The organism is Micromonospora sp. WMMD723 (assembly GCF_049863385.1).
GTDB lineage: Bacteria > Actinomycetota > Actinomycetes > Mycobacteriales > Micromonosporaceae > Micromonospora > Micromonospora wenchangensis.
Map to the genome: position 1 here is coordinate 1,914,437 of NZ_JBMKNR010000001.1, position 22,301 is coordinate 1,936,737.

The 22,301-nt window shown below is 71.4% G+C and carries 18 protein-coding genes; 11 read left to right on the plus strand and 7 right to left on the minus strand.

All coding sequences use genetic code 11. The annotated features are described in order from the left end of the window. Positions 1–19 precede the first annotated feature (19 nt). A complete protein-coding gene (locus ACN261_RS08610) occupies positions 20–3,433 on the plus strand; it encodes a DEAD/DEAH box helicase family protein (protein ID WP_425849432.1) in 3,414 nt (1,137 codons plus the stop codon). On the opposite strand, the gene ACN261_RS08615 is transcribed toward ACN261_RS08610, so the two are convergent. Then, positions 3,430–3,639 carry a hypothetical protein gene (locus ACN261_RS08615; protein ID WP_421484732.1) on the minus strand — a complete coding sequence of 70 codons (210 nt, stop codon included), beginning with the start codon at positions 3,637–3,639 and terminating at the stop codon, positions 3,430–3,432. The two genes, ACN261_RS08610 and ACN261_RS08615, sit on opposite strands and share 4 nt — an antisense overlap. Before the next feature lie 262 nt (positions 3,640–3,901). Beyond that, entirely contained in the window at positions 3,902–5,176 is a 1,275-nt protein-coding gene (locus ACN261_RS08620) for a glycosyltransferase (protein WP_425849434.1), read from the minus strand. A gap of 24 nt (positions 5,177–5,200) precedes the next feature. On the opposite strand from ACN261_RS08620, the gene ACN261_RS08625 reads away from it, so the two are divergent. The 4 genes from ACN261_RS08625 to ACN261_RS08640 all read left to right on the plus strand — a co-directional run bounded on the left by ACN261_RS08625 (position 5,201) and on the right by ACN261_RS08640 (position 9,944). Next, positions 5,201–6,061 (plus strand): Fpg/Nei family DNA glycosylase, encoded by an 861-nt coding sequence (locus ACN261_RS08625; RefSeq protein ID WP_425849436.1) that lies wholly within the window; start codon positions 5,201–5,203, stop codon positions 6,059–6,061. A gap of 328 nt (positions 6,062–6,389) precedes the next feature. Beyond that, positions 6,390–7,901, plus strand: coding sequence for a sugar transferase (locus ACN261_RS08630; RefSeq protein ID WP_204958286.1), 1,512 nt, complete (start codon positions 6,390–6,392; stop codon positions 7,899–7,901). 40 nt (positions 7,902–7,941) lie between these two features. Continuing rightward, complete coding sequence (locus ACN261_RS08635) at positions 7,942–9,165, plus strand: sensor histidine kinase (protein ID WP_421484734.1); 1,224 nt, start codon at positions 7,942–7,944, stop codon at positions 9,163–9,165. 17 nt (positions 9,166–9,182) lie between these two features. Next, a complete protein-coding gene (locus ACN261_RS08640; RefSeq protein ID WP_088643667.1) occupies positions 9,183–9,944 on the plus strand; it encodes a LytR/AlgR family response regulator transcription factor in 762 nt (253 codons plus the stop codon). A gap of 159 nt (positions 9,945–10,103) precedes the next feature. Here the strand turns inward: ACN261_RS08640 and ACN261_RS08645 are convergent, their stop codons facing one another. Continuing rightward, positions 10,104–12,185, minus strand: a complete 2,082-nt coding sequence (locus tag ACN261_RS08645; protein WP_425849438.1) for a hypothetical protein — start codon at positions 12,183–12,185, stop codon at positions 10,104–10,106. 275 nt (positions 12,186–12,460) lie between these two features. Next, a complete protein-coding gene (locus tag ACN261_RS08650) occupies positions 12,461–13,783 on the minus strand; it encodes a hypothetical protein (protein ID WP_425849440.1) in 1,323 nt (440 codons plus the stop codon). 335 nt (positions 13,784–14,118) lie between these two features. On the opposite strand from ACN261_RS08650, the gene ACN261_RS08655 reads away from it, so the two are divergent. From ACN261_RS08655 to ACN261_RS08675, 5 genes are all read left to right on the plus strand, one after another. After that, positions 14,119–14,514, plus strand: coding sequence for a hypothetical protein (locus ACN261_RS08655; RefSeq protein WP_363650335.1), 396 nt, complete (start codon positions 14,119–14,121; stop codon positions 14,512–14,514). A gap of 1 nt (position 14,515) precedes the next feature. Further along, entirely contained in the window at positions 14,516–16,156 is a 1,641-nt protein-coding gene (locus tag ACN261_RS08660) for a cation acetate symporter (RefSeq protein WP_421484737.1), read from the plus strand. Positions 16,157–16,292: 136 nt separating this feature from the next. After that, a complete protein-coding gene (locus tag ACN261_RS08665) occupies positions 16,293–17,057 on the plus strand; it encodes an ABC transporter ATP-binding protein (protein WP_088643579.1) in 765 nt (254 codons plus the stop codon). Then, on the plus strand, positions 17,042–18,736 hold the full coding sequence (locus tag ACN261_RS08670) for an ABC transporter permease (protein ID WP_421484738.1): 1,695 nt from the start codon (positions 17,042–17,044) through the stop codon (positions 18,734–18,736). Before ACN261_RS08665 ends, ACN261_RS08670 begins: the two co-directional genes overlap by 16 nt. Then, the gene (locus ACN261_RS08675; RefSeq protein ID WP_421484739.1) at positions 18,736–19,326 is read left to right on the plus strand and encodes an SRPBCC family protein; all 591 of its coding nucleotides are present in this window, start codon (positions 18,736–18,738) and stop codon (positions 19,324–19,326) included. Before ACN261_RS08670 ends, ACN261_RS08675 begins: the two co-directional genes overlap by 1 nt. Here ACN261_RS08675 and ACN261_RS08680 read toward each other — a convergent pair. The 3 genes from ACN261_RS08680 to ACN261_RS08690 are packed head-to-tail and all read right to left on the minus strand — an operon-like array spanning position 19,253 to position 20,711. After that, complete coding sequence (locus ACN261_RS08680) at positions 19,253–19,723, minus strand: nuclear transport factor 2 family protein (protein WP_421484740.1); 471 nt, start codon at positions 19,721–19,723, stop codon at positions 19,253–19,255. The genes ACN261_RS08675 and ACN261_RS08680 overlap by 74 nt on opposite strands. Next, positions 19,714–19,929 carry a DUF397 domain-containing protein gene (locus ACN261_RS08685; RefSeq protein WP_421484741.1) on the minus strand — a complete coding sequence of 72 codons (216 nt, stop codon included), beginning with the start codon at positions 19,927–19,929 and terminating at the stop codon, positions 19,714–19,716. The genes ACN261_RS08680 and ACN261_RS08685 overlap by 10 nt, the downstream gene beginning before the upstream one ends. Continuing rightward, positions 19,926–20,711 (minus strand): helix-turn-helix domain-containing protein, encoded by a 786-nt coding sequence (locus ACN261_RS08690; RefSeq protein WP_425849444.1) that lies wholly within the window; start codon positions 20,709–20,711, stop codon positions 19,926–19,928. Before ACN261_RS08690 ends, ACN261_RS08685 begins: the two co-directional genes overlap by 4 nt. Before the next feature lie 558 nt (positions 20,712–21,269). On the opposite strand from ACN261_RS08690, the gene ACN261_RS08695 reads away from it, so the two are divergent. Further along, positions 21,270–22,031, plus strand: coding sequence for a flavin reductase family protein (locus ACN261_RS08695; RefSeq protein WP_421484743.1), 762 nt, complete (start codon positions 21,270–21,272; stop codon positions 22,029–22,031). Positions 22,032–22,301: the final 270 nt, after the last annotated feature.

Sequence of the window (22,301 nt, forward strand, 5' to 3'; positions counted from 1 at the left end):
TGTGGGGGTAGACGAACCGATGAGCAACTTCGCGTTCCTGCGGGCCGAGTGGCCCGAGCTGCTTGACGAGGCCCTGCGGGCCGAGCGACTGGCCGTCGCCGACCCGCGGGTCTCGTGTTTCTATGCCCGGCGCACCCTGGAGCTCGCGCTCGGCTGGCTCTTCGACGCCGACGCGACACTCAAGCGGCCGTACAGGAACGACCTCTCCGGCAAGATCCACGAGCCGACGTTGCGCAACATGGTGGGCACCGCCCTCCAGGTCAAGATGAACGTCATCCGCAAGCAGGGCAACCGGGCCGTGCACGAGAAGACGCCGGTGACCGACAAAGACTCGGTGCCGGTCCTGCGCGAGCTGTTCCACGTCACGTACTGGATCGCCCGGCACTACACCCGCGACCAGGCGCAGTTGCCGGCAAGCGCGTTGGCCTTCGACCCGGATCGGATTCCCCGACCGGTCCCCGCCGAGGTGCGGCAGCAGACCCGGGCCGAGCTGAAGGCGCTCGCCGAGAAGCTCGCCGCCCAGGACGTGGCGCTGGCCGCCGAGCGGAAGCGGTCGGCCACCCTCGACGCCGAGCTGGCCAAGCTGCGCGCCCAGATCGCCGCCGCGAAGGTCGCCAACGAGGCCCGCCCCGACGACCACGACTACGACGAGGCGCAGACCCGCGACCTCTACATCGATCTCATGCTGGCCGAGGCCGGCTGGCGGCTCGACGGGCCGGACGACCGTGAGTTTCCGGTGACCGGCATGCCCAACGGCTCGGGCACCGGCTTTGTCGACTACGTGCTGTGGGGTGCCGACGGCAAGCCGCTCGCGGTGGTCGAGGCCAAGCGCGCCCGGCGGGACGCCACCGACGGCAAGCAGCAGGCCAAGCTCTACGCCGACTGCCTGGAGCAGCAGTACGGCCAGCGGCCGGTCATCTTCTACACCAACGGTTACGGCACCTGGCTGTGGGACGACACCGCCTACCCGCCGCGCCCGGTGCAGGGCTTCTACACCAGGGACGAGCTTGCGCTCCTGATCCAGCGCCGCGCCATCCGCGAGCCGCTCGCGGGCGTGACAATCAAGCCCGAGATCGTCGAGCGGCACTACCAGCACCGGGCGATCCGGAAGATCGGCGAGGCGTTCGAGCGGGATCGGCAGCGTCAGGCGCTCGTGGTGATGGCCACCGGCGCGGGCAAGACCCGTACCGTGATCGCCCTGGTCGACGTGCTGATGCGGGCCAACTGGGTCAAGCGGGTGCTCTTCCTGGCCGACCGCACCGCCCTGGTCAACCAGGCGGTCAACGCGTTCAAGGCGCACCTGCCCAGCGCGGCCACGGTCAACCTGGTCACCGAGCGCGACACCGATGGCCGGGTGTACGTCTCGACGTACCCGACCATGATGGGCCTGATCAACGACACCGCGAGCGGTGGACGGCGCTTCGGGCCGGGCCACTTCGACCTGGTCGTCATCGACGAGGCGCACCGGTCGGTCTACCAGAAGTACCGGGCGATCTTCACCTGGTTCGACAGTCTCCTAGTCGGGCTCACCGCAACCCCGCGTAACGAGATCGACCGCAACACCTACAGCCTGTTCCACCTTGAGGACGGCGTCCCCACCGACCACTACGACCTCGACGAGGCGGTGCAGGAGGGCTACCTCGTCCCGCCGCGCGCGTTCTCCGTGGAGACCGATTTCCAGTGGCGCGGCATCCGCTACGACGACCTCAGCGAGGAGGACAAGGACCGCTGGGACTCGCTCGACTGGGGTGACGACGAGCCGCCGGACAACGTCGACACGGACGCGGTCAACAAGTGGGTGTTCAACGAGAAGACCGTGGACAACGTCCTGGCGACGCTGATGACCCACGGCCACAAGGTGGCCGGCGGTGACCGGATCGGGAAGACGATCATCTTCGCCAGGAACCAGGACCACGCCGACTTCATTCAGAAGCGGTTCGACCACGCGTATCCGATGCACGCCGGCCACCGCGCCCGGGTCATCACGCACAAGGCCGAGTACGCGCAGAGCCTCATCGACGACTTCTCCCAGCCGGAGAAGGACCCGCACATCGCGATCTCGGTGGACATGCTCGACACCGGCATCGACGTGCCCGAGGTCGTCAACCTGGTCTTCTGCAAGCCCGTCCGGTCGAAGTCGAAGTTCCTCCAGATGATCGGCCGAGGCACCCGGCTCTGCAAGGACCTCTACGCCCCCGGGCAGGACAAGAAGGACTTTCTGGTCTTCGACTTCTGCCGGAACTTCGAGTACTTCAACCAGAATCCCGAGCCGGCGCAGGGAAAGCGGGCTGAGCCGCTGACCACCCGGCTGTTCAAGGCCCAGCTCGACCTGATCCACCGCCTCGACCAGCGTCTCCCCACTGACGTCTACCCGGAGCCGGACACCGACGGGACGCAGAGCGAAACCGGCCTCCGCTGGGAGCTGGCCCGCGACCTGCACGCCCGGGTGGCGAACATCCACCTCGACAACTTCGTCGTACGCCCCAAGCGCCGCCTAGTGGAGCACTACGTCGACTTCGCGCACTGGCACAGGCTCACCCCCGAAGCGGTGGGCGAGATCGGTGACAACCTCGCCGGTCTGCCCACCACCGTTCAGGACACCGACGAAGCTGCCAAGCGGTTCGACCTGATGGTGCTGCGCCTCCAACTCGGCCAGTTCCAGGTACTGCCGGACTACGTGCGGCTGCGTGGGCAGGTGCAGGAGATCGCCTCGACGCTGCTGGAGCAGACCAGCATCCCGGCGGTCCGCGAGCAGCAGCACCTCCTCGACGAGGTGGCCAGCGACGAATGGTGGCAGGACGTGACCCTGCCCATGCTGGAGCTAATGCGTCGACGCCTGCGCGGGCTGGTCAGGTTGATCACCCGGGCCAAGCGGGCCATCGTCTACACCGACTTCAGCGACGAGCTGGGGGAGATCTCGCTCATCTCGCTCAACGACATCAGGATCGGCACGAACTTCGAGCGGTTCCGCGCCAAGGCCCAGGTCTACCTGCGCGCCCACGAGGGCCATCTCGCGTTGCAGAAGCTGCGCCGCAACAAGCAGCTCTCCGCCACCGACCTCGACGAGTTGGAGCGGATGCTCGTGGCCAGCGGTGGCGGCACCGAGGACATCGACCGGGTCCGCCGTTCCTCCGAAGGACTCGGGCTCTTCATCCGCTCACTGGTCGGGCTCGACCGGGAAGCCGCCAACGAGGCGTTCAGCGAGTTTCTGACCGGCCGTACCCTCACCGCCAACCAGATCAGCTTCATCGGCCTGATCATCGCGCACCTGACGCAGAACGGCGTCATGAAGCCTGAGCGGCTCTACGAGAGTCCGTTCAGTGATCTGGCGCCCGACCCGGAATCGATCTTCCCGTCCACCGATCTGGACCGCCTGGTCACGATCCTCAACTCGGTCCGGGACACCGCCACCCCGGCAAGCGAGGTGGCCTAGTCGGTGCCGGGAGCCGCGACCGGCAGGCCCCCCGATTCTGACGCCAGCCTGTCGGCGAGCAGCAGATCGAGGGGCGACAGCCCGGCCGGGACATCGTAACGGGGCAGTCGGTCGAGGTCGTTGGTGGTGGTGGCCTTGAGACGGATCAACCCTCCGGCCACCAGGGATTCATACCTGGAGAACTCCCGGCCTGACCTGATGCTCACCGCATGCCCCCTTGTTCCCATCACACTCTTCTCGCAACAACGAGGAGCGGGCCTGCCCGGCACCGCGGTTGCACTTGGCGATAGTTGGTATGACTGTCAGGCATAAATATGCCAGCCAGTCATACTGCTTCAAGTAGATATGCCGACCAGCCGCGACACGCCCGAGCGCCCTCCCCGACCTTCGGGCGCGGAGATTTTGGCAGGGGACGGTTCGGTAGAGGCCATCGAGATCGCGCGTGGTCTGCCGCTGGCGGCGGCGCAGTCAGTGGGGGCGGGTGAGGGAGGCGTAGATGGCGAGGTGCCGCTTGAGGACGACCTCGGGGTGGAACGTCTGCTCGTACCGCAGCCGGGCCGGGACGGACAGCAGCGCGGCACCGGCCCGCGCGACCGGGAGCGCGGCGGCCAACGCGGCCGGGTCCGGCGGGACCACCCAGCCGGCGGTGCCGCCGAGCAGGCCGGCCGGGACCGCCGGCGGACCGGCCGGCGGCGGGGCGTGACCCGCGACCGCCGAGGCGACCGCGGCCGGACCGGTGCCGGCGGGCTCGTGCGGGGCGTCCGCGCCGACCAGGTACGGGATGCCGCCGAGCGCGGTACCGAGCACCGGCCGCCCGCTGGCCAGCGCCTCGATGATCACCGTGGGCAGCACGTCGTGCCACATCGAGGCGGCGATCACCACGGCACTCGCCTCGACGGCGGCGCGTACCCCGGCCCGGTCGAGCTGGCCCAGGTAGACGACGTCGGCGCGCTCGGCGGCGGCGGCCTCGACCAGCGGGCGCAGCTCGCCGTCGCCGGCCACCCGCAGCGTGCCGAGGCTGCCCACCGGGTGCCGCCGCCAGGCGTCCAACAGCAGGTCGAGGCCCTTCTCCGGGGTGAGCCGGGCCAGGTAGAGGAAGCCGTCGCCGAGCGGGGTGGGTGCACCCGGGTCGGGCACCGCGTTGGGCTTGACCACGATCCGCTCGGCCGGGATGCCGTAGTCGGTCAGGTGGTCGGCGATGGCCGAGGTGAGCGCGATGAACCGGTCCACCGAACGCCAGGTGCCCCGGTGCACGGCCAGGGTGGCCGCCATCAGCGCGCTCTGCGCCCGCGAATCCCGGTAGCAGCGGTGCACGATCGATGGCACCGCCAGCGCCCGGCCCTTGCAGTCCTGGCAGATCACGCCGTCGCGGAAATAGATCCCCGACGAGCAGACCTGCCGGTAGTTGTGCACCGTCTGCACCACCGGCACCCCGTGCTTGTGCGCGGTCCGCACCACCCAGGGCGAGAGCAGGGGGTACGGGTTGTGCAGGTGCAGCACGTCCGGCCGGTGCTCGGTGAGCAGCCGGGACAGGTCCTGCTGGGCGCGCGGGGCGTAGATCGGTGAGATCGGCAGCAGCGCCTTGGCCGACTTCGGCATCGACGGGATCTCGTCCGAGCTGCGGATGAACGGCAGCACCTCGACCCCGGCCGCGGTGAGCTGCCCGATCTCCGAGTCGACCATCGTGTTCTCACCCGACGGCTGGGCTTCCCGGTACCGGTTGTGCGCCACCACGATTCTCACGGGAACGAAGGCTACCGTGAGGGGGTGCCCGAACTACCGGAGGTGGAGGCGCTCGCGGGCTACCTACGTGAGCGTGCCGTGGGGCGTCGCGTCGACCAGGTCGAGGTCGCCGCGATCAGCGCCCTGAAGACGTACGACCCGGCGCCCACGGCGGTGTCGGGCCGGGCGGTGGCCGACGCCCGGCGGCACGGCAAGTTCCTCGACGTGATCTTCGACGGCGACCTGCACCTGGTGGTGCACCTGGCCCGCGCCGGCTGGCTGCACTACCGGGAGGCGTTCCCGTCGACCACCCCACTGCGCCCCGGCAAGGGGCCGATCGCCCTGCGGGTACGCCTCGACGACGGCTCCGGGTTCGACCTCACCGAGGCGGGCACCCAGAAGAAGCTCGCCGCCTACCTGGTGACCGACCCCGCGCAGGTCCCCGGGGTCGCCAAGCTCGGGCCGGACGCGCTCGACGCCGACCTGGCCACCTTCACCGAGCGGTTGCGCAGCCGACGGGGGCAGGTCAAGGGAGTGCTGACCGATCAGGCGGTGCTCGCCGGGGTCGGCAACGCGTACTCCGACGAGATCTTGCACGCGGCGAAGCTGTCCCCGTTCGCGATCACCGACCGGCTCACCGACGACCAGCTCGCCACCCTGCACGCCGCCACCCGGACGGTGCTGGGCGACGCGGTACGCCGCTCGGCCGGGCACCGGGCGGCGGAGCTGAAGGGCGAGAAACGTTCCGGGCTGAAGGTGCACGCCCGCACCGGACTGCCCTGCCCGGTCTGTGGCGACACGGTGCGGGAAGTCTCGTTCGCCGACTCCAGCCTCCAGTACTGCCCCACCTGCCAGACCGGGGGCAAACCGCTCGCTGACCGTCGGTTGTCCCGCCTCGTACGGTGAGTCACATCGCGCCATTGTTACGGAGAGGTATCGTCCCCGGCGCGTGGAACGTCCCCGTCCGCGCTCTACCCCGGTGGCCGTCCATCGGTATAGTGGCTCGGTCCCCGGCTTCGAAAACTGACGTGAAGTCGGCCGGTTCCCCATCGGCAACGCCAGACGCAAAGCCCCCCGGCTCGGCGTTTGACCCGCTGCCAGCGTGGGAGACTGGGACGGTGGGCGACCCGGGCCCCTCACGGCGAGTGAGCGGCGCGCGTCATGCGGGAGGACATGGGTTGAGGTGACGACAAGCCTCCAGCGCCCGGTAACCAACACAGGCCGGAGCAAACTCGTGCGGCACGTCGACAGCTTCGAGATCCAGCCGCCGACACCGCCGTCACACAACGGGGTGCCCCGGTCGGCATGGGCTCGCGCCCGACGCCGGGTGTCCCGCTGGCACCGCCCGTACACGGCGGCGCTCCTGCTGCTCGACTTCGCCGCCGTGGTGCTGGCCGACTGGATCGCCCAGGAGGCGTTCGGCCAGGCACGGGCCGGCTTCTACAACGCGCAGGCGGACCCGACCTGGTTCTACACGGTGGTCTTCCTGCTGGTGCCGCTCGGCTGGCTGGTGGCCCTGTGGGGCAACCGGGCCTACGACAGGCGTTACCTCGGCCTCGGCCCGGAGGAATACAAGCGGGTCATCCGGGGTGGGGTCGCGGTCACCGCGACCGTGTCGTTCGTCGCCTTCGCCACCAAGACCGACCTCTCGCGTTACACGGTGGGTTTCGCCCTGGCCGGGGCGTTGGTGCTGGTGCTCCTCTTCCGGATCACCGCCCGGTTCGTGCTGCACCGCATCCGGGGTCGGGCCGGGCACGCCGGGCACCGGATGGTGCTGGTGGGCACCCTGCCGGAGTGCCTGGAGGTCTACACGGCGGTCACCCGCAACCCGAGCGCCGGCCTGGTGCCGGTGGCCATCCACATCACCGACGGGTACGCCGCCGCCCGGGGCATCCAGACCCCCGTCCCGGTGTACGCCGGGCGGGACGTGCTGGCCCTGGTGCGGGAGGTCGGCGGGGACACCATCGCGGTCTGCGGCTCGGCCAGCGCCGAACCGGGTGAGCTGCGCCGGCTGGCCTGGCAACTGGAGGGCTCCGGCGTCGACCTGGTGGTCGCCCCGCAGCTCACCGACATCGCCGGCCCCCGGGTGCACATCCGCCCGATCGAGGGCCTGCCGCTGCTGCACGTGGAGGAGCCGACCCTGTCCGGGCCGGCGCTGCTGGCCAAGAACCTGATGGACCGGATCGCCGCCGGGCTGGGCCTGCTGCTGCTCGTCCCGGTCTTCCTCGCCATCGGGCTGGCCATCCGGCTCTCCGACCCCGGGCCGGTCTTCTTCCGCCAGCCTCGGGTGGGCCACGAGGGGCGGACCTTCCGGGTGTGGAAGTTCCGCACCATGTACGTCAACGCCGAGGAGCGGCTGGCCGGTCTGGTCGACCAGAACGAGACCGACGGCATGCTGTTCAAGATGAAGCAGGACCCCCGGGTCTTCCCGGTGGGCCGCTTCCTGCGGGCCTCCTCGCTCGACGAGCTGCCCCAGTTGATCAACGTGCTGTGGGGGGAGATGTCGCTGGTGGGGCCGCGTCCGCTGCCCGCCGACGACGGCGACTTCCTCGGCGACGTACGGCGGCGGCTGCTGGTCCGTCCCGGGATGACCGGGCTGTGGCAGGTGTCCGGCCGCTCCGACCTGTCCTGGGACGAGGCGGTCCGGCTCGACCTCTACTACGTCGACAACTGGTCGTTGGCGTACGACCTGAGCATCCTGTGGCGCACGGTCGGTGTGGTGCTGGCCCGCAAGGGCGCGTACTGAACCCCTTGGCGTGGCGGGCCGGACAGGCCAGGATCGCGGGGTGGGTGGCAACCTCTCCGCCGTGGTCGGCGTCGTCTCGCTGGTGACCGCGCTCGCCGCAGCGCTCGCGGCGGCGCTGCGGCTACGCGGTCGACGGGGCATCGCCACCGCCACCCAGCGGGCCACCTACGAGGTGCTGCACACCGCCGGGCTGGCCGCCGAGCCGTTGCGTACCGGGCTGCACCCGGCGGGCGCGGCGAAGGCCGTACGCCATCTGCGGGCCCTGGTGGGGGCGGCCGGGCTGGCGTTGACGGACGCCGACACGCTGCTCGCCCTCGACGGGCGCGGCGGGCACCACGGCGGGCAACTGCTCGCGGCGGCCCGGCGGGTGGCCGAGACCGGCCGGTCGACCGTGCTGGGCGAGTCGGAGCTGCACTGCGACCGGGTGGACTGCCTGGTCCGGGGGGCGGTGGTGGCACCCCTGTCGGCCGACGGCCGGGTGGTCGGGGCGCTCGTCGCGGTGGCCGACGGGCCGCCCGCGCCGGGCCTGGTGCAGGCCACCCTGGAGACCGCGCACTGGGCCGGCAACCAGCTCTCGCTGGCCGAGTTGGACTCGTCCCGGGAGCGGCTGGCCCGCGCCGAGGTCCGGGCGTTGCGGGCGCAGATCAGCCCGCACTTCATCTACAACGCGTTGACCGCGATCGGGTCGTTCGTGCGCACCGACCCGGAACGGGCCCGGGAGCTGATCCTGGAGTTCGCCGAGTTCACCAGGTACTCGTTCCGGGCGCACGGGGAGTTCACCACCCTCGCCGAGGAGTTGCGGTCCATCGATCGTTACCTGACCATCGAACGGGCCCGGTTCGGTGACCGGTTGCAGGTGCGGTTGCAGATCGCCCCGGAGGTGCTGCCGGTGACCCTGCCGTTCCTGTGCCTGCAACCGTTGGTCGAGAACGCGGTACGGCACGGGTTGTCGCGCAAGCCCGGTACCGGCATGGTGAGCATCGAGGCCCGGGACGCGGGTGCCGAGTGTCACATTACGGTGGAGGACGACGGAGTGGGGATGGACCCGGCCACGCTGACCGCGGGGATCGCCGAGCTGACCCGGGCCGGCAGCGACCCGACCGACGACCCGGGCCAGCACGTCGGCCTCTCCAACGTCGACGAGCGGCTCCGCTCGGTCTTCGGCGACGGGTTCGGCCTGGTCGTCGAGACGGGCCCCGGCTCGGGTACGAAGGTGAGCCTGCGGATTCCGAAGTTCCACCCGGGCGTACGGGCCGGCGCGTGAGCGAGCGGGGCGGCGCGGTGAACGCCTCCGGGTTCCTGCGGGTGCTGGCGGTCGACGACGAACCGCCGGCGCTCGACGAGTTGGCGTACCACCTGCGGGCCGATCCCCGGGTGGCCCGGCTGCACACGGCCGGCGACGCCACCGAGGCGCTGCGGGTGCTGCGGGACACCGACGTGGACGTGGTCTTCCTGGACATCCGGATGCCCGGCCTGGACGGGATGGAACTGGCCCGGGTGCTGCGCCGGTTCGCCAGGCCGCCCGCGATCGTCTTCGTCACCGCGTACGACGACGGTGCGGTCGACGCGTTCGACCTGGGCGCCACCGACTACGTCCGCAAGCCGGTACGCGCCGAACGGCTGGCCGAGTCGCTGCGCCGGGTGATGGGCTCCCGGGTGGTGCCGTCGCACCCGGCGGCGCTGGCCCGTGCCGAGGAGGACCCGACGATCCCGGTGGAGCTGGCCGGGACGACCCGGATGCTGCCCCGCTCGGCGGTGCGCTGGGTGGAGGCGCAGGGTGACTACGCGCGGCTGCACACCGCCGACGGGTCGCACCTGGTCCGGGTGTCGCTGGCCACGCTCGCCGAGCGTTGGGCGGACGCGGGTTTCGTGCGCATCCACCGGTCCTACCTGGTGCAGTTGCGGCTGATCGCGGAGCTGCGCCTGGTCAACTCGGGGTACGTGGTGCTGATCGACGCCGCCGAGCTGCCGGTGAGTCGCCGGCACACCCGGGAGCTGAAGGACAAGCTGGTCCGCGCCGCCAAACAGGACTGGAACCGCTGACCCGGGCGCGGCCATGATCGTCGCGCCGGCGGCTGATCGGCGCAGTATCGGCGACGTTGCGGTGACGGAGTGCCTCGGATGCCGCACCATCGGCCCCTGGCGGGGAACGGCGAAGGGCGCCCCGGCCTCGGCCGGGACGCCCTTCGCCGTTGGTGACGGTCAGCGCGGGGAGGGGGTGCCCACGCCGGAGTCGGTCACCGTGAGCCTGCTACCGGGGGTCGTGGCCCGGCTCGTGGGCGGAGTAGCCGTACCCGGGTAGACCCAGAGCGTGCCGACGACGTCGGCGACCACATGGGTGTTACCCGAGTGGTTGTAGACGTTGAAGCCCTGCGTGGGACCGAGGATGCCCAGCACCGCGTTGGAGACGGTCTGCCCGGCGGCCGGGTTGAGGTTGCTCGCCGTGGGCCGGGTCATCGCCGAGTCGGCCGGCCACACCGTGAGCACGGTGTTGCTGGTCGGGGTGACCGCGGTGACGTTCATCGCGAGCACCTGCGTGCTGGGGGTCAGCATGCTCGCCGGTGCGGTGACCTTGCCGACCGCGGTCGGCCCGAGCACGCTCGGCAGGCCCTGGCCGATCCGGCTGTCCGCGATCCGGGTCGGCGACATCGGCGTGAACCGCAGGCCGTCCGGAACCGTGCCGTCGTCGATCACGCCCACCACGTCCACCACGAGGTGGGTGGTCTGCGAGGTGTAGATCGCGAACTGCGGTGCCCGCTTACCGCCGCACTCGGTGCACTCGACGGTCTCCACGATGGCGAGGTTCGGCACCACCTTGCCCGCCGGGTAGTTGACCGTGGACGCGGTGGGCACGTCCCCCTGCCCGTTCCAGGCCGTCAGGTAGCCGGCCTTGCGGGGCGAGACGGCGGTGATGTTGACGACCAGCGCCCTGACGTTGGCGTTGACGCTGCCGAAGCTGAGCCAACTCTCCATGTAGTAGTCGGCGGGCAGGGGAGCGCCGTCGTCCCGGGTGTCGTAGAGCCGGAACGGCTTGATCCACTGGTACTGGCCGCCCGGCCCCCGGCTGGAGAGCGAGTTGTTCCCCGCCCAGACGCCCGCCACGTCGACCACGACGTCCGTCGACCCGGCGTGGTTGTAGACCGACACCTTCCCGCCCGAGCCCACCTTGACGGTGACGCTGTTCGAGCCGAGCCACGACTTCGCAAAGTTGATCGAGGACGCGGTCGGACGGCTCTGGCCGGCGGGGTAGAGGGTCAGGAAGCTCCCCGCCGTCGGGCCGACGACCGTCACGTTCAGCACGACGGAGCCGACACCGCTGCTCGGCACCCCACCCCGCCCGGTGACCTGGAGGTCGACCTTCTTACCCGGGCCGATCTTGGCCTTGGGCGCGCCCAACCCGGACCGGGTGTCCATCAGCCGCTTCGGCGCCAACGGGTAGTAGCTGCCGGTGACGCCCCGGAAGCCCTCCACGGCCAACTGCACGCGGCGGGTGCCGGAAGCGCTGTCGTCGGCGAGCAGCAGGCTCGCCTGCTGCACCCCCTCCCTGGTCGGCTTGGCCGCGACCGAGACCGTGCAGGTCTGCCCCGGGGTCAGCGTCCGGCCGGTGCAGTTCGAGTCGAGCAGCGCGAACGCCTCGGGCGTCGGGCCACCGAGGCTGGCCGCCCCGAAGGTGACCGGGGCGCTGCCGACGGACCGGAAGGTCACCGTCCGGGCCGCGCTGGGCACCGCGATCTCCTGGTAGTTGAAGCTGACCGGGTTGGGCTCGCCGTGCGCGACCGCGTAGTCCACTGACGAGTTCCAGCGCAGCTCACCGCTGACCGTACCGGTGTAGTAGGTGCTGTCCCGGCAGCTGTACTCGTAGGCGGCGGCGAACGCGTTCACCAGGCCGGTGTCGCTGTCCCGGTCGACCTGCCGGACCTTGATCCACCCGCTGACGTGGCCGCAGCCGCGCCCGTCGGAGGCCAGGTCCATGGCGGCGGTGCCGCCGTCGCCCTGCCAGGTCGCCTGGTAGGTCTGACCGGCGGTCCACTGCTCGCCGGCCGGCGGCTGGATGCTGAGCCGCACGTAGGAGCCGGCCCGGTTGGTGTCGACCGCCAGCCGGTCGTTGCTCTGCGCGACCACGGAGATGGTGGAGTTGTCGCGGTCGAAGACGTCGGACCGGTAGATCGGATAGCCGCCGGTCTGGTCGCCGACGTCGACGGTGAGGACCGTGTACGGCGCGGTGGGCGCGGCCAGCGCCACCCCCGGCAGTACGGCCAGCGCACAGGTCCCGGCAACGCTCATGCCGAGTAGAGCGCGAAAAATGCGCATGCATTACCCCGTGAAGAAGGAAGAGTGATTGTGGACCACACACTATGGGCGGTGATCACGAGCGGCAAGGCCGTATCGACGGAATGCCAAGAAAGGGCATTGCGCCCTTACCGGATCGACGACCGGCACGTGAGCCGGGCCTCCGACGGAACCACCGTCCCATTCGCGGAAACGCGAGAGCGCCCCGACCGTGCGGTCGGGGCGCTCTGCGGTGACGGCTGACGGTCAGCCGTCGTGGCTGCTGCCGGTCAGCTCCGGTTCGAGCCCGGAACCGCGCTCGGCTTGGCCTTGCCGCCCTTCAGCGACGCGGCCGACTTGGCCGTGGACGCCTCTGGGTAGTAGAACGTGCCCACCACGTCGGCGACCAGGTGCGTGCTGCCGGACAGGTTGTTGACGTTGAACGCGTAGTTCGGGCCGATGACACCCAGCACGCCGTTGGAGACGACCTGGCCCGCGTACGGGTTCAGGTTGCTGGTGTCGGGCTTGCCGACGCCGTCGAAGTCGGCCGGCCAGGTGGTGATGACCGTGTTGTTGGTCGGGGTGACGGCGGTGACGTTCATCGCCAGCACATCGGTGTCGGGCGTGACCAGCTCGGCCGGGGCGGTCACCTTGCGGGTGCCGCCCGCCGGGATGGCACCGGAGATGCCCAGGTTGGAGCGGCTGTCCACGATCCGGGTCGGGCTCAGCGGGGCGAACCGCATGCCGTACGGGGAGTCGCCATCGTCGACCACGCCGACCAGGTCGACCAGGACGTGCGCGGCCTGCGAGGTGTAGATGCTGAACTTCGGCGCACCCGGGATGCACCACTCGTTCTGCTCGGTGCCGGTGCAGGGGGTGGTCTGCACGAAGGTCAGGTTCGGCACGTTCTTGCCGGCGAGGTAGTTCACCGTCGAGGCGGCCGGCCGGGTGCCGTTGCCGGACCACGCGGTGAGGAAGCCGGACTTGGCCGGCGACACCGCGGTGACGTTCAGGACGAACGACTTGACGTGCGGGTTGTAGTCACCGAAGTCGAGCGAGTATTCCAGCACCTGACCGGCCGGGGGCTTACCCTCCGGGTCCTCCCGGCTGTCCCAGTACCGCGTCGGCAGGTACCACTCGTACTGGCCGCCGGCCCGGTTGGTGAGGCTGTTGTCGCCCGCGTAGAAGCCGACCACGTCGACGATCACGTCGGTCGAGCCGCTGTTGTTGTAGACCGAGACCTTGCCACCGGAGCCGAGCTTCACGGTGACGTTGTTGGAGCCCAGCCAGCCCTTGGCGAAGTTCACCGAGGAGGCGGTGGGGCGGGACTCACCGGTCGGGTAGGCGGTGAGGAAGCTGGCGGCGCTGGGACCGGTGACGGTCACGTTCAGCACGACCGCGCCGACGCCGCTGGCCGGTACGCCACCACGGCCGGCGACCTGGAGGTCGACCTTCTTGCCGGCGCCGATCTTGCCGACCGGTGCGCCGGTGCCGTTGCGGGTGTCCAGCAGCCGGGCCGGGGAGACCGGGTAGTAGGCGCCGGTCACGTCGTCGAGGGCCGCCGCCTTCTGCAGCGGCGCGGAGACGGGAGCCGCGGAGGCCGTACCCGGCACCACGGCGAGTGCACATGCTCCGGCGAGACCGACGCCGAGGAGAGTGCGAATTTTGCGCATAGAGACCCCGTGTTCGAAGAGGAAGGGATTGGCTGCCCCAGCGTAGGGGCCTGGGTCAATGCCGGCAAGGCCGTTACAGATGATCTCCGGGTGACGTTCCGGTGAGGACGAATCAGACGTAACGCCATGGTGGTCGTCGGGTCGCCCACCGTCATCCACAGGCCGGTCGCCTTGTCCACAGGTTGTCCACAGCCCCGGTGGACGACACTTGACATTCGGGTGGGGCGGACGAGACTGCCCGGGTGACCGCCGACCACGACCCCGAACCGCCACCGGTGGACCCGGGGCCGCCGGCCGTCCGGTCGACCGGACGGGTACGGATCGTGCTGGCCGGCGTCTCCCGCCGGGACACCCGGGCCGCCCACACCCGCACCGAGCTGACCCAGCAGACCCGGGTCGGTGAAGCGCTGGTCCGGGGCCTGGTCCGGGCACAGCTCACCCTCGCCCTACGGCTGAGCCTGCTGGTGCTCATCGGGTTGGGCGGGCTGCCCTGGCTGTTCGCCATCGCGCCCCCGGTCGGCCGGGTCACCGTGCTCGGCGTCAACCTGCCCTGGCTGCTGCTCGGGGTGGTCTCGTTCCCCTTCCTCATCGCCGTCGGCTGGGCGTACGTGCGGCTCGCCGAACGCAACGAACAGGACTTCGTCGACCTCGTCCAGCGACCGGAACGCTGAGATGGGCAACGGGTACGTCGTACCGGCGATCGTCGCGGTCACCCTGATCACCGTCGGCATCGGCTTCTACGGACTGCGCCTGGCCCGGACCACCTCCGACTTCCTGGTGGCCTCCCGGACGGTCAGTCCGACCTGGAACGCCGCCGCCATCGGCGGGGAGTACCTGTCGGCGGCGAGCTTCCTCGGCATCGCCGGGCTGGTCCTCAAGTACGGCGTCGACGTGCTCTGGTACCCGGTCGGTTTCGCCGCCGGCTACCTGGCGCTGCTGCTGTTCGTCGCCGCGCCGCTGCGCCGCTCCGGGGCGTTCACCCTGCCCGACTTCTGCGAGCTGCGGCTCGGTTCCCGCCGGCTGCGCACCCTGGCCACCGTCTTCGTCATCTTCATCGGCTGGCTCTACCTGGTGCCGCAGTTGCAGGGCGCCGGGCTGACCCTGGCCACGGTGGCCGGCTCGCCGTACCCGGTAGGGGCGCTGCTGGTCGCCGCGGTGGTCACCGCGAACGTGGCGTTGGGCGGGATGCGGGCGATCACCTTCGTGCAGGCCTTTCAGTACTGGCTGAAGTTGACCGCGCTCGCCGTACCCGCGATCTTCCTGGCCCTGCAGTGGCAGGCCGACGCCCGCCCGGCGGTGACCCCGCCCGACGGGCCGGCGTTCCGCACCGCCACCACCGTGGTGGTCGAGCACCGCGCGGCCCTCACCTTCCCCGACGGCACCATCCGTGAGGTACGCCCCGGCGACGAGTTGAGCTTCGCCGCCGGTGATCCGGTGCCCGAGGTGTCCGGGGTCGCCACCGGGGCCACCGACTGGTTGCTGCCCAGCGCCGCCGGGGACGACGACCGAGGTCTGTTCGCCACCTACTCGCTGATCCTGGCGACCTTCCTCGGCACCATGGGACTGCCGCACGTGCTGGTGCGCTTCTACACCAACCCCGACGGCGCGGCGGCCAGGCGGACCACCCTGGTGGTGCTGGCCATGGTCGGCGTCTTCTACCTGCTGCCCACGCTCTACGGCGTGCTCGGCCGGATCTACACCCCGCAACTGCTGGTCAGTGGGCAGACCGACGCGGTGGTGGTGCTGCTTCCCGAGGCGGCGCTCGGTGCCGGCGTCACCGGGCGGCTGCTCTCCGCCCTGGTCGCCGCCGGGGCGTTCGCCGCCTTCCTGTCCACCTCGTCCGGGCTGCTCACCAGCGTCGCCGGGGTGATCTCCACCGACGTGCTGGGGCACGGCTCGGTACGCGGCTTCCGGCTGGCCACGGTGATCGCCGGCGGGGTGCCGGCGGTGCTCGCGCTGAACGTCTCCGGGCTGGACGTCTCCCAGGTGGTCGGGCTGGCCTTCGCGGTCGCCGCGTCCAGCTTCTGCCCGCTGCTGGTGCTCGGCATCTGGTGGCGCGGCCTAACCGATCTCGGCGCGGCGGCCGGGGTGCTGGTCGGTGGCGGCGCGGCGATCGGCGCGGTGCTGGTCACCGTGCTCGGGCCGCCGCTGACCGGCTGGCCGGCGACCCTCACCACCCAGCCCGCCGCCTGGACGGTGCCGCTCGCCTTCACCGTGATGATCGCGGTGTCGATGGCGACCCGCCGCCGCACCCCGGTCGACGTCGGAGCCACCATGCTCCGCCTGCACGCCCCCGAGTCGCTCCGTTCCTGACGGTTCGTCCCGATCAGTCGGCGTCCCGGCCCACGTCCTCCCGGCACCACCCCCGCCCGATCGTCCGCCTGCGGGATGAGCCGGGATCGTCCCCTGGCGGGAGCAGCCCCTCGCCCGGCCCGGATACGGTCGGGGCATGACTGGTGAACACCCTGCGCTGGCACTCCGTGGCCTGGCCAAGCAGTTCGACGGCAAGGTGGCGGTCGCCGGGGTGGACCTGGCCGTCCCCGCCGGCTCGTTCTACGGCCTGCTCGGCCCCAACGGCGCCGGCAAGACCACCACCCTGTCGATGGCCGTCGGGCTACTGCGGCCCGACCACGGCAACGCGTGGGTGCTCGGGCACGACGTCTGGGGCGACCCGGTCGAGGCGAAACGGCTGCTCGGCGTCATGCCCGACGGCGTACGGCTGTTCGACCGGCTCAGCGGCGCGGAGCTGCTGGCGTACCACGGTCTGCTGCGCGGCATGGACCCGGCGGTGGTCGACCAGCGGGCGGCGGAACTGCTCGACGTGCTGGCCCTCACCGACGCCGGCCGGACCCTGGTCGTCGACTACTCCGCCGGCATGAAGAAGAAGATCGGCCTGGCCTGTGCGCTGCTGCACGGCCCCCGGCTGCTGGTGCTCGACGAGCCGTTCGAGGCGGTCGACCCGGTGTCGGCGGCGCTGATCCGCGACATCCTGCACCGGTACGTGGTCGGCGGCGGGACGGTGGTCTTCTCCAGCCACGTGATGGAGGTCGTCGAGCGGCTCTGCTCGCACGTGGCGATCCTCGCCGAGGGCACCATCAAGCGGGTCGGCACCCTCGCCGAGGTCCGCGGCGACCGGTCCCTGGAGGACGTCTTCGTCGAGGTCGTCGGCGGCCGGACGGCGACCGGTGAGGAGCTGGCGTGGCTGTCCCGGTGACCGCGCCCGCGCCCGCCGCGCCGGTCCGCGCGGTCTCCCCGCGCCACTTCGTCCGGCTCAAGCTGCGGGTGATGGGCAACAACTTCCGGGGCCAGGGCTGGCGGGTCGCCCTGTTCGTGGTCGGGGTGCTGGTCGGGCTCTGGTTCGCGGCCGGCGGTTTCCTCATGTTCGCCGCCCCCGGCTTCGCCGACGAACCCCGCTACGCGGTGATGGCCGCGGCCTTCGGCGGCGGGGTGCTGGTGCTCGGCTGGCTGCTGCTGCCACTGGTCTTCTTCGGCGTCGACGAGACCCTCGACCCGGCCCGGTTCGCCCTGCTGCCGCTCTCCCGCCGCACCCTGGTCACCGGGCTGTTCGCGGCGGCCCTGGTCAGCGTCCCGGTGTTCGCGGTGCTGGTCGCGGTCACCGGGCTGGTGGTCAGCGCCGCGCTGCTCGGCGGCGCGGTCGCCGGGGTCGTCGCCGCCCTCGGCGTGGTCGCCGGGGTGCTGCTCTGCGTCGCCGCCAGCCGCGCGGTGACCAGCGCGTTCGCCACCATGCTGCGGTCGCGCCGGGTGCGCGACCTGGCCGCCGTGCTGCTCGCCGTGGTCGCCGCGCTGCTCGGCCCGTTGCAGCTCGTGGTGCTGGCCGCCGTACGCACCGCCGACTGGGACCGGCTCGTCGGGGTGGCCCGGATCGTCGGCTGGACCCCGTTCGGCGCACCCTGGACGATCGGCCTGGACGTGGCCGAGGGCCGGGCCTGGGCCGTGCCGGTCAAGCTGCTGATCACCGCGTTGACCATCGGGGCGCTGCTGCTGTGGTGGTCCCGGTCGTTGGAGTCCGCGATGGTCGGCGCGGCCAGCGCCGCCCCGGCCAAGGCCCGCCAGGCACCGACCGGCGGCGCGGTCGCCCAGCTCTTCCCCCGGGCGGTCGGCTGGGCCCGGCGCGACCGGTTCGGCGCGCTGGTCGCCCGCGAGTGCCGCTACTGGTGGCGGGACGCCCGACGACGGGCCAACCTGATCACCATCGCGGTGGTCGGGATCTTCGTCCCGGTGATGGTCAACCTCGGTGGCGCCGGGTTCGCCGTCGGCGAGGAGGGCTTCGAGGCCACCGGGGACCCGTCGCCGGTGCTGCTCAGCATCTCGATGCTCTTCGTCGGCGTGCTCGCCTCGGTGACCCTGGCCAACCAGTTCGGCTTCGACGGCAGCGCCTACGCGGCCAACGTCGTGGCCGGGGTGCCGGGTCGGCTGGAGCTGCGCGCCCGGATGACCGCCTTCTCCGTGTACGTGGTGCCGATGCTCGGCGTCGTCTCCCTGATCATCAGCGGGGTGCTCGGCCGACCGGAGTGGTTCGGGGTGGCGGCGGGCGCGCTGCTCGCCTCGTACGGGGTGGGGTTGGCGATCAACGGGTTCATCTCGGTGCTCGGGGCGTACTCGCTGCCGGAGACGAGCAACCCGTTCGCGATGAACACCGGTTCGGGGATCGCCAAGAGCATGCTCACCCTGCTGTCCATGGTCGGCTCGGCCGCTGCCGCCGTACCGATGGTGGTGGCCGCCGGGCTGCTCGGCGACGTCTGGCTCTGGCTGGCCCTGCCGGTCGGGGCGGCGTACGGGGTGGGGGCGGCGCTGCTCGGGGCGTACCTGGCCGGGGACGTGCTGGACCGCCGGATGCCGGAGCTGCTGTCGACCGTCACCCCCCGCCGCTGATGCCCGTCGTCGAGGCGGTGACCACCGTCGCGGTCCCGCCGGAGGTGGCGTTCGCGGTGTCGCAGACCGTCGCGCCGGTGCGCTACCGGTGGGACCCGTTCGTCCGCGAGCAGCACTTTGTCGACGGGGCCACCCGGCCCGGCAAGGGGGTGCGTACCTTCACCCGCTCCCGGCACGGCCTGGTGATGATCAGCGAGTACGTCTCCTTCGCCCCGCCGACGAACGTCGGGATGAAGATGGTGCGCGGCCCGTGGTTCTTCGAGATGTTCGCCGGTGGCTGGCGGTTCGCCCCCGCACCCGAGCCGGGCCACACGGTCGCCACCTGGCGGTACAGCTTCCGCTGCCGGCCGGCGTTCCTGCGCCCGGTCGCCGACCGGGTCGGTGTCTGGCTGCTCACCCGGGACATCCGTCGTCGGATCGCCGGTTACGCGGCCGGCTGCGCCGACCCGGAGGTGCTGGCCGCCGCCCGCGCCACCCTGTCCGCCGGGCCGGACGGCACACGCCGGGAGGCGGACCTCACCCCTCGGGGTGCTGACCCCGCCCCTCGGGATGCAGCGGACGACGACGCGGGACGACCCTCCGGTAGCTGATCCGCCAGCCCGTCGCCGGCCGCCGCGCGCCGGCCGTACCCGCCGGGGGCTGTACCTCGACCCGACGGATCACGTCCTCGTAGACGACGGTGCCCACCGGGCCGTCGACCGGCACGCCGAGCCCCTTCGAGCGGACCCGGACGGTGCCGTCGGCGTCCTCGCTGACCACGACGTTGGTCACGTGGTGGCCGAGCGGGTTGCCGTCGCCCAGGGTCCGCGCCGCCTCGGCGAACGCCGCGTACCCCCGCAGTACGCCGAACCCGTAGGCGGTGACGTCGTAGGCGAAGTCGTCGGTGAACAGCTCGGACAACCGGTCGAACGCCCCGTCGTCCATCAGGTGGCCGTGCAGCGCGACGAGTTCGTGGATCGCCAGCCGGTCATCGGCGCTCAGCGGCACGCCCGTCGTCCCTCCAGCCGGGCGGCGGTTCCCGTCGAGGTGACGAAGGAACGCCAGGTGTCGGGGGTGAAGTGGAGCGTCGGGCCACAGCGGTCCTTGCTGTCCCGGACCAGCACCACCCCGGGCAGATTGTCCGCCACCTCGACACAGTTACCGGAGTCGTCGGAACGCGACGAGGTCCGCCAGCATGGCTCGTCAGAGATCATGGGGTCACCTTCAGCTTGTTGACCAGATCGAGCGAGGCCCGCTCGGCCAGCGCCTCACCCAACAGACTCTCCCACTTGCGCAGCATCAGTCGAATCCATTCCGGATGGTCCGCGATCTGCCCCCGGGCGGTGTTGTCCAGACACAGGACCTGCTCGCTCCCAGGCAGTTCCGCCAGCACGAACCCGCCGCCCAGCGAGACGTGCGCGCCGGCATCGAGCGGCAGCACGTGGAGCCGCACATGGGGCAGCTCAGCGGCCTCCAGCAGCCGTCCCAACTGCCGATCCATCACCGCTGGCCCACCGATCGACCGCCGCAGTGCGCTCTCGTCGATGACGAAGACACACTCGGGTGGGTCGTCCTGGCCCAGTACCGCCTGGCGGCTCATCCGGAGCGCGAGCAGTTCCTCGACCCGCTCGTCCCGCTGGAGCCCGCCGGCCGAGAAGATGGCCCGCGCGTAGTCCTCGGTCTGGAGCAGCCCGGGTACCAGACACGGCTCGAAGTTACGCAGCCGAACCGCTTGGGCCTCGTAGCTCTGCCAGGGCAGGAACCATGACGGTGCCCGCTCCCCCTCGTGGTCGCTGAGGAGGCCGGCGAGGAGACCGCCGGTGCCGAGGGCTTCGTCGGCCGCGACGGCAAACTCCATGGTCGGGCGGCGGCGACCGGTCTCGATCGCGGCGATCAAGGACGGGCTCCACTTGACGAGGCCGGCCAGGCCCTCCTGGGACACTCCGGCACCGGCTCTGGCCGCCTTCAACGCCCGGACCCACATCTCGAAGTTCATCACTCACCTATCCGGTAAGTACGCGAACGCGTTCCGTAGTAACCGCTGGCATCCTCCCCTGCGCGGGCTGCCGCGTCCAGGGTGGAGGGCACGCGGCCCGGTCGATGGAGGCAGCGTCCCGGCGACCGGTCCTGCGCGGGTCGCCCCGGCCATCTCCGGCCGGGGCGGCCTCCACCCCGCGAAGGAGGCTTCCGTGCCGCAGCCACATCGCCGGCCCGCCCGGTCGAGACCATCGGTCCCGTTCGGCACCGTGTGCCGTTCGCAGCACCGCACCGGCCACGGCCATTCGCACTCCCTGCGCCAGGCGGCCCGGATCTTGGCGGGAAACGGCCCCCAGGGAGGCCGGAACTTTCCAAGATCCTTCCTGGCGCATCCGGGATGTCGGCGCGACGAGGGGCGGGGCAGATGGTGAGGCGGTTCGTGCCGCACGTGGCAATGCGGCCGTTGTGGCGCTGCCGGACCTGTGGCGCACCCTGGCCCTGCCAGCCGGCCCGGCTCACGTTGCTGGCCGAGTACCGGGGCCAGCGGACCGCCCTACTGGTCTACCTGGGCACGCTGATGGTGGAGGCCGGCGACCAACTCGGCCAGCTCACCGGCCACGTCCGGCCCGCCGACCTGCACGAACGCTTCCTCGGCTGGGCCCGCGCCCGCCCGGCGGGGAGTTCCGGAGATCATCTACGCGGGAGCGGCACCGAACCGGCGTGTCGTGGTCGCCCCGGCGTAGACGATCATGGAAGCTCGGCCGGCTCTCGCCCCGACCGGGCAACGCGGGACGGGGCGGGGGCCACAATGTTTCACGTGAATCCAGAACCGGGTGCCGAGATCCACCACACCGACCCGTTCGCGGTGCCGACCGGGCAACGCTCGCCAGCACGTCGGCTGCGGGGGCGGCTCGCCGCGCCGGTCACGCTCTGGACCGCTCCCGGCCCGGCCGGGCTGACCGTGTCGTCCACCCTGGTCGCCGAGGGGGAGCCGGACCGGCTGCTCGGCCTGATCGACCCCGAGGCCGACCTGTGGCCGGCGATCGGGGACGCCGGTCGGTTCGCGGTGGCCCCGCTCGGGCCGTCCCACCGGCAGCTCGCCGACCGGTTCGCCGGGCTCTTCCCCTCGCCGGGTGGGCTGTTCGCCACCGACGCGTGGACCGACACGCCCTACGGGCCGGTGCCCGCCGACGCCGGAAGCTGGGCCGGCTGCCGCCTGGACACCGCCCGGGAGTACGGCTGGGCCCTCCTCGTCGAGGCGACCATCGAGACGGTCGAGATTCTCACCGACACCCCGCCCCTCCTGCACCACCGGGGCCGCTACCACCAGCTTCCCTGACCCGTCGGGGGTGGTCGGGTCGCAATGTCACCGATGTAGCAGTCTCCTGGACAGCGGATACCACTATTTCGGCCCAGGCGGGTGGATCATCGCCCGGTCAGCCCGGTCCGTCCGTGCCGTGCGGTCCGTCCGGTGAGCGGGGTGACGTGGGTCACTGGGCGCAGGTGGGGGACCGTTCGGCGCAGGGGACTGCCGGGATCGATCTGCACCTTTTCTTGCCGGCGGGCCGCTCTCTACGGTGCGCGAAACTCCCGATGCCTGTGAAGGTGG

Bases quoted from the DNA above. Each gene is read 5' to 3' on its own strand.
- ACN261_RS08610 (WP_425849432.1), top strand. From the start codon at position 20: ATGAGCAACTTCGCGTTCCTGCGGGCCGAGTGGCCCGAGCTGCTTGAC.
- ACN261_RS08645 (WP_425849438.1), bottom strand. From the start codon at position 12,185: ATGAGCGTTGCCGGGACCTGTGCGCTGGCCGTACTGCCGGGGGTGGCG.
- ACN261_RS08660 (WP_421484737.1), top strand. From the start codon at position 14,516: ATGGGCAACGGGTACGTCGTACCGGCGATCGTCGCGGTCACCCTGATC.
- ACN261_RS08665 (WP_088643579.1), top strand. From the start codon at position 16,293: ATGACTGGTGAACACCCTGCGCTGGCACTCCGTGGCCTGGCCAAGCAG.
- ACN261_RS08675 (WP_421484739.1), top strand. From the start codon at position 18,736: ATGCCCGTCGTCGAGGCGGTGACCACCGTCGCGGTCCCGCCGGAGGTG.
- ACN261_RS08685 (WP_421484741.1), bottom strand. From the start codon at position 19,929: ATGATCTCTGACGAGCCATGCTGGCGGACCTCGTCGCGTTCCGACGAC.
- ACN261_RS08690 (WP_425849444.1), bottom strand. From the start codon at position 20,711: ATGAACTTCGAGATGTGGGTCCGGGCGTTGAAGGCGGCCAGAGCCGGT.
- ACN261_RS08695 (WP_421484743.1), top strand. From the start codon at position 21,270: ATGGTGGAGGCCGGCGACCAACTCGGCCAGCTCACCGGCCACGTCCGG.